This is a genomic window from Streptomyces sp. NP-1717 (genome assembly GCF_022695985.1).
GTDB lineage: Bacteria > Actinomycetota > Actinomycetes > Streptomycetales > Streptomycetaceae > Streptomyces.
This window is the reverse complement of record NZ_JAAPBF010000071.1, coordinates 19929-31174: the sequence shown is the minus strand read 5'-3', so window position 1 is coordinate 31174 and position 11246 is coordinate 19929. Positions and strand designations below refer to the sequence as shown.

Sequence of the window (11246 nt, the reverse complement as noted above, 5' to 3'; positions counted from 1 at the left end):
GTACGGCACCTCGCCGCGTTGTCGGACCCGGCCGAGTACGGCCCGGTACGAGCCCGATACTCCGCCTTGCGATGCACCGCACCAGCCGCCGCGGGCCCCGCCCTGCGGGCGGACGGCGCTACTTCACGGACCCCCCCTGGGACAGCAGGCTCGGCGCCGCCCGGTCCAGTACCGATCCGACGCGCTCCCAGGTCTCCATGTCCCGTGCCACCGGCGGGAGTTCGGGACCGTCACCCGTCTTCCATGAGGCGGCGATCGCCAACGGGTCCTCGCCGGTGGCGGCCGACGCCGCCAGCGCCGACGCGCCCAGGGCGACCAGCTCGCCGCTCTCCGGCACGATCACCGGCCGCCCGGAGAGGCGCCGTACCGTCTCCACCCACGTACGGCCCTGGGCGCCGCCGCCCACCAGCCGCAGCGGCCGGTTCGCCGCCACGGGGTCCGCCGGGTCGAGGCCGCAGGCGCGCAGGACCTCGTCCAGCGCCCGCAGGACCGTGTAGGCCGCGCCCTCGTACGCGGCTCCCAGCAACTGCTGCGGCGTCGTGTCGTGCCGCAGGCCCGTCAGCAGGCCGGAGGAGGTCGGCAGATCGGGGGTGCGTTCGCCGTCGAGGTACGGCAGCAGCACCGCCTCGCCGCCGGGCGCCACGTCCTCGCGGTCCAGGCGCAGCAGTTCGGCGACCTTGTCGACGGCGAGTGTGCAGTTCAGGGTGCAGCCGAGCGGCAGGAACGTGCCGTCGGCCGCCGCGAACCCGGACAGCGCGGCCGACGCGGGCCTGGTGCGGGTGGCGGCGAAGACGGTGCCCGACGTACCGAGGCTCAGTACGGGGTGGTCCAGCAGCCCGGCGCCGCCGAGCCCGAGACCGACGGCCGCGCTCATGTTGTCGCCGGTCCCGGCGGCGACCGCGATACCGGCCGGCAGCCCCAGCGACTCGGCGGCGGAGGCGGTGAGCGAGCCGACACGGGCGCCCCCGGTCGGGGCGACCGCCGGCAGCAGCGATTCGTCGAGGCCGACGAGCGCGAGCAGTTCGGGGTCGTAGGACCCGGTCGCGGTGGAGTACCAGCAGGTGCCCGAGGCGTCACCGGGGTCCGTGGCCGCCGTACCCGCGAGGCGTTCGGTGAGGAAGTCGTGGGGGAGCCGGACGGCAGCCGCCGCGTCGGCGGAGGCGGGGTCGTTCTCGCGGAGCCACTGCCACTTCGCCGCCGTCATCGAGGCGACGGGCACCGATCCGGTCCTGGCGGTCCACGCGTCGGGTCCGCCCAGCGCCCGGGTGAGGGCGGCGGCCTGCGGGGCGGAGCGGGTGTCGTTCCACAGAAGGGCGGGCCGCAGCGGCTTCCCGGCGGCGTCGAGCACCACCAGGCCGTGCTGCTGGCCGGCGACCGCTATTCCCGTGACGGCGGACGCCGGAACGCCGGACTCCTTCAGGCCCATGGCGACGGCCTCCCGCAGCGCCTGCCACCACACCTCGGGGTCGGTCTCCCGCGCCCCGGCCTCCCCGGTCACCCGGTGCGGGGCGCGCCCGACGGCGAGCAGCCGTCCGGTCGCCGCGTCGGTGAACGCCGCCTTGGTCGACTGGGTGGAGCTGTCGACGCCGATGACCACCTGGCTGTGCGGCACGCTCGTACCTCTTCCTGATTCCGGGCTTGCGGCGGGATTTTGACCGCAGGCCAACAAATTACGTGATGTTGTCGTGCATCCGGCAGATGCTGGCGTTACTTCCTGGACCAAGGGGGCGTTCGACCCCTCGAACAGGGTTGGGCGAACGCGGGGTCTTTTCCGTATCCACCCGGACGTGCATTATTAGTCATGTCAGGAAACAAAAAGGTCTGCACCTGCCGGACCTGAGGTATCGAAGGCGGCCAGAGAAATGACGGAACGTTTCACTCCCACCCCCGCGGACAAGTTCAGCTTCGGTCTGTGGACGGTCGGCTGGCAAGGCAGGGACCCGTTCGGGGACGCGACGCGCCCGGCGCTCGACCCCACCGAGTCCGTACAGCACCTCGCCGAACTGGGCGCGTACGGAGTGACCTTCCACGACGACGACCTGATCCCGTTCGGCTCGTCCGACGCCGAGCGCGAGGCGCACGTGAAGCGCTTCCGGCAGGCCCTGGACACCACCGGGCTCGTCGTGCCGATGGTCACCACCAACCTCTTCACCCACCCCGTCTTCAAGGACGGCGGCTTCACGGCGAACGACCGCGACGTCCGCCGCTTCGCGCTGCGCAAGACCCTGCGCAACCTCGATCTGGCCGCCGAGCTGGGCGCCAGGAAGTTCGTCGCCTGGGGCGGCCGGGAGGGCGCGGAGTCCGGCGGTGCCAAGGACGTGCGCCTGGCCCTCGACCGGATGAAGGAGGGCTTCGACCTGCTCGGCGAGTACGTCGTCTCGCAGGGGTACGACATCAAGTTCGCCATCGAGCCCAAGCCGAACGAGCCGCGCGGCGACATCCTGCTGCCGACCGTCGGCCACGCGCTCGCCTTCATCGAGCGCCTGGAGCGCCCCGAGCTGTACGGCGTCAACCCCGAGACCGGCCACGAGCAGATGGCCGGACTGAACTTCCCGCACGCCATCGCCCAGGCCCTGTGGGCGGGCAAGCTCTTCCACATCGACCTCAACGGCCAGCACGGCACCCGCTACGACCAGGACCTGCGCTTCGGCGCCGGTGACCTGCGCGCCGCGTTCTGGCTGGTGGACCTGCTGGAGTCGGCGGGCTGGGACGGCTCGCGGCACTTCGACTTCAAGCCGCCGCGCACCGAGGACTTCGACGGTGTGTGGGCCTCCGCCGCCGGCTGCATGCGCAACTACCTGATACTCAAGGAGCGCGCCGCCTCGTTCCGCGCGGACCCGGCCGTCCAGGAGGCGCTGCGCGCCGCGCGTCTGGACGAGCTGGCGCAGCCGACCGCCGCCGACGGGGTGGCCGCCCTGCTGGCCGACCGGAGCGCGTACGAGGACTTCGACGTGGCGTCCGCGGCGAGCCGCGGCATGGCGTTCGAACACCTCGACCAGCTCGCCATGGACCACCTCCTGGGCGCCCGCTGATCCGGCACTGACACGACCGGCTCCTGACACGAGCGCACACGCGGGGCGGCCCACCGCCGGTCCGCCCCGCGTGTGCGCGCGGAAGCACCGCCCCTTCCCGTCCCCGGCCGTCAACCGACCGGCGTCCCACCGGTCTTGAGCGGGCCTGGCGCGGCCGATCACGGCCGGGCCGTACGGCGTGTCGCCGGTGCCCGCGCCCGATTCCGTGAGCGGGGGGCCGAAGGTGGGATTCGGATCGTCCATACAGCCCCAGGCGTGCGATATCAGACCTTTTGTGGGGATACCGGCACTTGGCGTGGCCGCGGCCATCGCCAAGTCGGCATCGAGTCACTTCAGGAGGTCTTCGTGTCAGATATCGCGGTACAGCAAACGCCGGAACGAAGAATCAACGGGCGACGCCAGGGCGGTGAGCGCTCATGGGGGAGGACCGTACGGGCCTGGGTGGGCCTGGCGCTGCTCACGGGCCTGACGGCCCCACTCGCCGTGGCATCGCCCGCCGCCGCGCACGACCACCCCGCGCACCACAGCCCCGCCCACGCCTATGTCGCCAACGGCGAAGACGACACGGTCTCGGTGATCAGCACGAGGACGAACACCGTCACCGCCACCGTCCGCGTCGGCGACCGTCCCCTCGGCGTGGCCCTCACCCCGAACGGTCGCCACGCCTATGTCACCAACAACAACGGCGACAGTGTGTCGGTGATCGACACCAGGACGAACGCCGTCACCAAGACCGTCCGGGTCGGCGACGGGCCCGTCGGTGTGGCCGTCACCCCGAACGGTGAGCGTGTGTACGTCGCCAACTTCGCCGCCGACACCGTGTCCGTGATCAGTACCAGGACGAACGCCGTCACCACCACCATTCCCGTCGGTGACGGGCCTTTCGGTGTGGCCGTCACCCCGAACGGTGAGCGTGTGTACGTCGCCAACGACCTGGGCGGCACCGTGTCGGTGATCAGTACCAGGACGAACGCCGTCACCAAGACCATCCGTGTCGGCGACGGGCCGGGCAACCTGGCCGTCACCCCGAACGGTGAGCGTGTCTACGTCACCAACGCCGCCAGCGACAACGTGTCGGTGATCAGCACCAGGACCAACGCCGTCACCGCCACCATCCCCGCCGGTGACCTCCCCAACGGTGTGGCCGTCACCCCGGACGGCCGGCGGGTCTACGTCACCAACCTCAACAGCGGCACCGTGTCGGTGATCAGCACCAGGACGAACACCGTCATCACCACCATCCGTGTCGGCACCTGGCCCCGGGGCGTGGCCTTCACCCCGGACGGTCACCGCGCCTACATCCCCAACGAGCTGGACGACACGGTCTCGGTGATCGACACCGGGACCAACACCGTCACCACCACCATTCCCGTCGGCGACGGGCCCATCGGTATCGCCATCACCCAGGGGTGCCGAAGCCACCACCGAGGCTGTGCCGAAGGGGGAGCGGGGCACCAGGCCGTGTCCGGGAAATAGCGCCGTCCGCCCCTAGGGGGTGTCCGCGAAGTCCCGCCTGGCCCGCGACGCCTGGCACGGCACCTCGCCGCGTTGTCGGACTCGGCCAAGTACGGCCCGGTACGAGCCCGATCCTCCGCCTTGCGATGCACCGCACCAGCCGCCGCGAGCCCCGCCCTACGGGCGGACGGCGCTACTTCGCGGACACCCCCTGGGGCGTGTCCCGTGCGGCCGAGGTCGGCCGGCCCGCTTCGTACACCTCGGGGTGGGGCGCCCGGCGAGGGCTGCCGGACGCCCCACCCCGCGTCGGTCGCGGCCCGAGCCGAGCCCCCCTCGAAAACCCGCGCGCTACGCGCTCGTGCGGTCCGCGTACGCCACCGGGTCCGCCAGCACCGCGCGGACCACCAGGGCCGCCGCGCCCCGGGCCGCGTCCCCCGCCGAGGATGACGCGCGTAGCCGGCCGCTGTCGTGCGGCCACAGTCCGGAGACCACCCGATCGGTCAACTCGCCGTCGGCGGGCGGCGACAGCCACGGCATCAGGCTCCGGTAGATCCCGCCGAGCACCACCGCGTCGGGGTCGAAGAGGTTCACCGCGCCCGACAGGACCCGGCCCACCATCCGGCCGGCCTCGCCGATCGCGTTGATCGCGCGCTTGTCACCCGCCCTGGCCAGCGCCTCCAGCTCCGCGACTCCCGGCACCCCGGCGTTCTCGTCGAGCCCGGCGCCCCGCAGGAGCGCCGACTGGCCCGCGTACTGCTCCAGGCAGCCGCGTGAACCGCACCGGCACAGCGGCCCGTCGGCGTCCACGACCACATGGCCGATCTCACCGGCGAACCCGTTGGCGCCGCGCAGCAGTTCACCGTCGAGCACCAGCGCGCCGCCGACGCCGATCTCGCCCGACAGGTAGAGGAAGCTGCGGATCCCGCCGAGGCCGCCGAACCAGAGCTCGGCGAGCGCCGCCAGATTGGCCTCGTTCTCCGAGCGCACCGGCAGCGGCGTCACGGCGGGCCGCGCCTCCGCCAGCGCCTGCGCGAACAACTCCTCCGCGGGCACCCGGTTCCAGCCCAGGTTCGGCGCCTGCCGGACCGTACCGCCGGAGACCAGGCCGGGCAGCGCGAGCTGTACGCCGACCGGCGACAGGTCCTGCTCGGCGGCCGAGTCGAGGGTGCGGGCGGCGATCCGGGCGCCACGGGCGAGTACTTCGGCCGGCGCGGCGCCGCGGTTGTCGAGGTGTTCGGTGAGGCGTACGCGGTCGGTGCCCGACAGATCGACCACGCACACCGAGACGTAGTCGATGTTGATCTCGACGCCGATACCGGCCGGGCCGGAGCGCGTCACCTTCAGCACCGTGCCGGGCCGCCCGGCCTGGCCGCTGAACGTCTTGCCGGACTCGGAGAGGAACCCGCTGTCCAGCAACTGCTCGACCAGCGAGGACACCGCGGCCCGGGTCAGTCCGACCCGCGCCGCCACACCGGCCCTGGTCGCCTCACCCTCGTCCCGCACCGCGCGCAGCACCAGGCTCAGATTGTGTCGGCGCACCGTCTCTTTGTCGGCCTTGGGACCGAGTGATGTGTGGTTGTTCTTCATGGTGCGGTCGAGCCTATGTGATCGGAATCCGGACAGTCGGCCGGTCCCGGGACAGGGGCGGCAGCCGCCCGTCCTTCTTCAGGAGGCCGCTCAGCCGCGCTGCCGTACCGGGATCTCTCCCTGGCGCCGCGCCTCCCACGTAGGCGTCGTCCCCGTGAGCTGACAGACCATGAGGTAGAAGGGGATCGGCGGGGTGTACGGCGTGGGGGCGTCCGGCCAGTGGATCAGCCGGGGCTGCTGGGCCGGGACCCGGGTCCCGGAGACATAGCGCGCGGGCAGGGGCCAGTCGAGTTCGAGGTCCGAACCGGCGGGGACGATCCACCACCACCACTCGGTGTCGGCGAAGACGCAGCCGGTACTGGGGAGCCGGCCCATGAGCCGGAACCCGTGCCTGGCCGGGACGCCCACCGCGTCACAGCCGAGCGAGGCCGGCAGGGTCGGCGGCAGCGGCAGTTGCGCGAAGCCGCTCCGCTCTTCTCGCAGCCCGCGGGCGAACCGGCGCATCGCACCCATCAACATGGTTGCCCCACCTCGTGCGGCAGTTCCGCCCAGACGACACGTCCGGCGCCGTAACCGGATGTGTCGTGCGTCCCCCAGCAGTCGCTCATGGCGTCCACGAGGAGCAGCCCCCGGCCGCCCTCGTCGTCGGAGACCCGGTGCAGCTGAGGACCCGTGGGGCCGAAACCCTGGTCCTCGACGGCTATGCGCAGGCGCCCGTTCTCTTCGCGCAGTTCGCAGATGACATGGTCACCGGGCGCGTGGACGACGGCGTTCGTGACCAGTTCCGAAACGATGAGGATCGCCGTTTCGAGCGTCTCCTCCCTGGTGCCCCACCGGTCAAGCCGTGTCCGGGTCAGCTGTCTGGCACGGCAGACCGACTCGGCGTGGGCGGGCAGTGCGAAACCGTAGCGGCGGACAACGTTGCCAGGGCACACGGTCAGCAGTGGGGGGGTGAGCGCGTTACCAGGTGCCACGACCGATTCCTAACGGTGGGGAAGCAGCACCGTGCGAAACCTCCGGGCGGAGCACGACAACTGCGTGAACTGGTTCACCGAGCCACTCTCCACCCGTGCGAGACACTTGGCAAGTAGCACTGTGAAATTTCCAGAGTGCCGTGTTCTTACTGGCGAGCGCATGGCACACTGCTGGGAACCGTGCATGGGGAGGTTCCAAGTGAGTGAACCGCGGTCTGCCCCGACCGTGGGACAGGTCGTACTCGGCAAACGCCTGATGGATCTGCGCGAGAGAGCCGGCCTGAAACGCGAGGAAGCCGCGAAGCTTCTCCGGGTGGCGTCGGCCACTGTCCGCAGGATGGAGACCGCCGAGGTCACGCTCAAAGTCCCCTACGTGCAGGTACTTCTCCGCGCCTACGGAGTCGGCGACGAGGAGGCGAACGCCTTCGTCGAGCTGACCGAGGAGGCCAACAAGCCGGGCTGGTGGCAGCGGTTCCACGACATCCTGCCGGACTGGTTCAGCATGTACGTCAGTCTGGAAGGCGCCGCCTCCCTGATCAGGGCGTACGAACCGCACTTCGTTCCCGGCCTCCTCCAGACGGAGGGCTACGCGCTGTCGGTCATGCACGCCGGCGCCGTGGGACAGGTCCAGCCGGAGGCCATCGACCGGCACGTGGCACTGCGTATGCGACGCCAGTCGCTGCTCACGCGGTCGGACGCACCCAAATTGTGGGTGATCATGGACGAGACGGTACTTCGCCGTCCCGTCGGAACGCCCGAGATCATGCGCGAGCAGATCGACCGGCTCGTCGACGCGTCCGAGATGCCCAATGTGACGCTGCAGATAGCGGAGTTCTCCTCCGGACACCACCCGGGAACGTACGGGCCGTTCGTGCTCTTCCGTTTCGCCATGCCCGAACTGCCCGACATGATCTACAGCGAGTACCTGACCGGCGCCGTCTATCTCGACGCGCGTCCCGAGGTGGCGACCCACCTCGAGGTCATGGACCGCATGGCGGCTCAGGCTGCAACTGCACAACGCACGAAGGAGATCCTCAAGGATGTCCGCAAGGAGCTGTGAATGGATCCGATATACAACGGCATGCCCGCCACCGACCTCGGCGCCGAAGGCTGGCACAAGCCGTGGAGCGGCGGCAACGGCGGCAACTGCATCGAGGCCATGAAGCTGGCCGACGGCAGGGTGGCCGTGCGCCAGTCCAACGACCCTGACGGCCCCGCGCTGATCTACACCCACGGTGAGATCGCCGCGTTCATTCAAGGCGCCAAGTCCGGCCAGGCCGACTTCCTGCTCACCTGACCCGATCTGACCTGAACCGACCGCACGGTGCCACCGAAGTGATCGGACGCGACTCGGCATGACGCGAACCGTACGCCCGGATCGGCCGGATCCCGCCTGTTACGAACCGATCAGGACTGATCGGATCTGAACCCACCAGTTCCTTGCCACTGTTCCTGCCATAGACGCTGAGACTCATGGAGTGCACATGACCGGGCATGACCCCATCGACACGAGCAGGCCGCACCCGGCCCGGATGTACGACTGGTTCCTCGGCGGCAAGGACAACTACCCCGTCGACGAGGAGATGGCACGCCAGCTCCTCGAACTCAACCCGCTCGGCCGCGAGATGGCCAAATGCAACCGGGCGTTCATGCACCGGGCCACCCGCTGGCTCGGCGACACCGCGGGCGTGCGCCAGTACCTCGACATCGGTACCGGCATCCCCACCGAGCCCAACCTGCACCAGATAGCCCAGGAGGTCGCCTCAGACTCGCGCGTCGTCTACACGGACAACGACCCCATCGTGCTGCGGCACGCCGAGGCGCTGCTGCGCAGCAGCCCCGGGGGCCTGACCGAGTACATCCAGGCCGACGCGCGCGAACCCGACAGGATCGTCGAACAGGCCGGCAAGATCCTGGACTTCGACAAGCCGGTCGCCCTGTCGCTCATCGCCCTGCTCCACTTCGTCCCGGACGAGGACGGCGCGCACGAGCTGGTGCGCAAGCTGCTGGAGCCGCTGGCGTCCGGCAGCTATCTGGTGATCTCCCACGTCACCGGGGACTACGACCCGGAGGGCTCGGAGAAGGCCGCCGAACTCTACAAGGCGAAGGGCGTACCGCTCGCCCTGCGTTCGCGCGACGAGGTCGGCCGGTTCTTCGACGGCCTGGAGCTCGTCGACCCCGGGGTCTCCCTGGTGGCCGAGTGGCGCCCGGAGCTGGGCGAGGTCGTCTTCGTACCGGACAACGGGCTGATCCCCGGCTTCGTGGGCGTGGCCCGCAAGCCCTGACGGCCCGCGAACCTCGGTAACGGGCGGTCGCGGGACGACGGGAACACAGGACTCACACGGTCCGGATCGGCGGGGGTCCGGACAGGCAAGCGCCTCGGCGCCGCGACACTCTCGGGGGGTGTGCGGCGCCGAGGCGTTTCCCGGCGGGTCCGGGCACCGTGCCCCGTACGGGCGAACCGTCGTCCGTACGAGGCACGGCCACAGCGCCGGGACGGCCCCGGCGGCCCCGCAACAAGCGGAACGCCACCCGCGCCAGCCCAGCGGCGCCCTGAGCCCTTCCCCGGCCCACTCCCGGCCGTCGGCGGCTCCCCGGCCGTCAGCCCCTCGGCGGGCGGGCACAATGTGCGGATGGCCCGACGCCCCACACGCCCCACGCGCACCTCACCGCGCACACGCGCCGCAGCGACTCCACGCGCCTCCCGAGACGCCTCTCCCTGTCTGTGCGGACTGCCCTCCTCCTACGGCGAGTGCTGCGGCCGGTTCCACGCCGCGACCGCCGCCGCCCCCACGGCCGAACGCCTGATGCGCTCCCGCTACAGCGCCTTCGCGGTGGGGAACGAGCCCTATCTGCTGACCAGTTGGCACCCCGCCACCCGTCCCTCAAGGGTCGACCTCGACCCGGCGATGCGCTGGACGGGCCTGGAGATCCTGGCCACCACCGAGGGCACCGCCTTCCACACCACGGGCACCGTCACCTTCCGCGCCCGCTACACCCGGCGCGGTGAGGAGGGCGCGCTCCACGAACGCAGCCGCTTCGAGCGGCACGACGGCGCGTGGGTCTATGTCGAGGGCACCTTCGTGGAGTAGCGCCGCCCGCCGGGACCGTACCGGGACTCCGCCGGGATCAGCCCGACGCCAGCACCTCCGCGAGGTCGTACCGCACCGGCTCCTCCAACTGCGCGTACGTGCACTCCCCGGGCGTACGGTCCGGGCGCCACCGGCGGAACTGCGCCGTGTGCCGGAAGCGGTCGCCCTCCATGTGGTCGTACGCCACCTCGCACACCGACTCCGGCCGCACCGCGATCCACGACAGGTCCTTCTTGCCCGTCCAGCGGCTCGGCGCGCCGGGCAGCCTGGCGCTCTCGTGGGCCGACTCCCGCGCCCAGGCCGCCCACGGATGCCCCTCCGCGGAATCCATCACCAGCGGCGCCAGCTCGTCCACCAGCTCCGCCCGGCGCTTCATCGAGAACGCGGCGCAGACCCCCACGTGCTGAAGCGTCCCGGACGTGTCGTGCAGGCCGAGCAGCAGGGAGCCGACGACCGGGCCGCTCTTGTGGAGGCGGTATCCGGCCACCACCACGTCGGCCGTCCGCTCGTGCTTGATCTTGTACATCGCGCGTACGTCCGGCCGGTACGGCAGATCCAGCGGCTTGGCGACCACCCCGTCCAGCCCGGCGCCCTCGTAGCGCCGGAACCACTCCTCGGCCAGCTCCGCGTCCGTGGTGGCCGGTGCCACATGGACGGGGGCCGAGACACCCCCGAGGGCGTCGACGAGCGCGGCGCGGCGCTCCGACTGCGGGGTGGACAGCAGCGACCGGTCCTCCAGCGCCAGCAGGTCGAAGGCGACGAAACTCGCCGGGGTCCGCTCGGCGAGCGTCCGCACCCGAGAGTCCGCCGGATGGATGCGCTCGCTGAGCCGGTCGAAGTCCAGCCGGCCCTCGTACGCGATCACGATCTCGCCGTCGATCACGCACCGCTCGGGCAGCTCGCGCAGGAAGGCGGTGACCAGCTCGGGGAAGTAGCGGGTCAGCGGCTTGCCGTTCCTGCTGCCGATCACGACCTCGTCGCCGTCCCGGTGGATCAGCGCACGGAAGCCGTCCCACTTGGCCTCGTACTGCATACCGGGCGGGATTCTCGCCACGGACTTGGCCAGCATCGGTTTCATCGGAGGCATCACCGGCAGATCCATGCGT

The 11246-nt window shown here is 71.1% G+C and carries 11 protein-coding genes; 6 read left to right on the top strand and 5 right to left on the bottom strand.

All coding sequences use genetic code 11. The annotated features are described in order from the left end of the window. Positions 1-118: 118 nt before the first annotated feature. On the bottom strand, positions 119-1612 hold the full coding sequence (xylB, locus tag GXP76_RS16975) for a xylulokinase (RefSeq protein ID WP_242572369.1): 1494 nt from the start codon (positions 1610-1612) through the stop codon (positions 119-121). 250 nt (positions 1613-1862) lie between these two features. Here xylB and xylA point away from each other — a divergent pair, with 250 nt between their 5' ends. Together xylA and GXP76_RS16965 are read left to right on the top strand one after the other, a co-directional pair. After that, positions 1863-3032, top strand: coding sequence for a xylose isomerase (xylA, locus tag GXP76_RS16970; RefSeq protein ID WP_242572368.1), 1170 nt, complete (start codon positions 1863-1865; stop codon positions 3030-3032). A gap of 345 nt (positions 3033-3377) precedes the next feature. After that, positions 3378-4508, top strand: coding sequence for a beta-propeller fold lactonase family protein (locus GXP76_RS16965; protein ID WP_242572367.1), 1131 nt, complete (start codon positions 3378-3380; stop codon positions 4506-4508). Between the two features lie 327 nt (positions 4509-4835). Here GXP76_RS16965 and GXP76_RS16960 read toward each other — a convergent pair whose 3' ends face one another. The 3 genes from GXP76_RS16960 to GXP76_RS16950 form a co-directional block, all read right to left on the bottom strand. Continuing rightward, positions 4836-6074, bottom strand: a complete 1239-nt coding sequence (locus tag GXP76_RS16960) for an ROK family protein (protein WP_242572366.1) — start codon at positions 6072-6074, stop codon at positions 4836-4838. Positions 6075-6164: 90 nt separating this feature from the next. Continuing rightward, positions 6165-6593 (bottom strand): hypothetical protein, encoded by a 429-nt coding sequence (locus GXP76_RS16955; RefSeq protein WP_374361341.1) that lies wholly within the window; start codon positions 6591-6593, stop codon positions 6165-6167. After that, the gene (locus GXP76_RS16950) at positions 6587-7048 is read right to left on the bottom strand and encodes an ATP-binding protein (protein WP_242572365.1); all 462 of its coding nucleotides are present in this window, start codon (positions 7046-7048) and stop codon (positions 6587-6589) included. The genes GXP76_RS16955 and GXP76_RS16950 overlap by 7 nt, the downstream gene beginning before the upstream one ends. 199 nt (positions 7049-7247) lie before the next feature. Here GXP76_RS16950 and GXP76_RS16945 point away from each other — a divergent pair, with 199 nt between their 5' ends. The 4 genes from GXP76_RS16945 to GXP76_RS16930 all read left to right on the top strand — a co-directional run bounded on the left by GXP76_RS16945 (position 7248) and on the right by GXP76_RS16930 (position 10140). After that, positions 7248-8108, top strand: coding sequence for a helix-turn-helix transcriptional regulator (locus tag GXP76_RS16945; protein WP_242572364.1), 861 nt, complete (start codon positions 7248-7250; stop codon positions 8106-8108). Next, the gene (locus tag GXP76_RS16940) at positions 8109-8345 is read left to right on the top strand and encodes a DUF397 domain-containing protein (RefSeq protein WP_078074169.1); all 237 of its coding nucleotides are present in this window, start codon (positions 8109-8111) and stop codon (positions 8343-8345) included. Between the two features lie 187 nt (positions 8346-8532). Continuing rightward, positions 8533-9333, top strand: coding sequence for an SAM-dependent methyltransferase (locus GXP76_RS16935; RefSeq protein WP_242572363.1), 801 nt, complete (start codon positions 8533-8535; stop codon positions 9331-9333). Between the two features lie 348 nt (positions 9334-9681). Further along, on the top strand, positions 9682-10140 hold the full coding sequence (locus GXP76_RS16930; protein ID WP_242572362.1) for a YchJ family protein: 459 nt from the start codon (positions 9682-9684) through the stop codon (positions 10138-10140). 37 nt (positions 10141-10177) lie between these two features. Here GXP76_RS16930 and GXP76_RS16925 read toward each other — a convergent pair whose 3' ends face one another. Continuing rightward, positions 10178-11242, bottom strand: coding sequence for an ATP-dependent DNA ligase (locus GXP76_RS16925; protein ID WP_242572361.1), 1065 nt, complete (start codon positions 11240-11242; stop codon positions 10178-10180). Between the last annotated feature and the right edge of the window lie 4 nt (positions 11243-11246).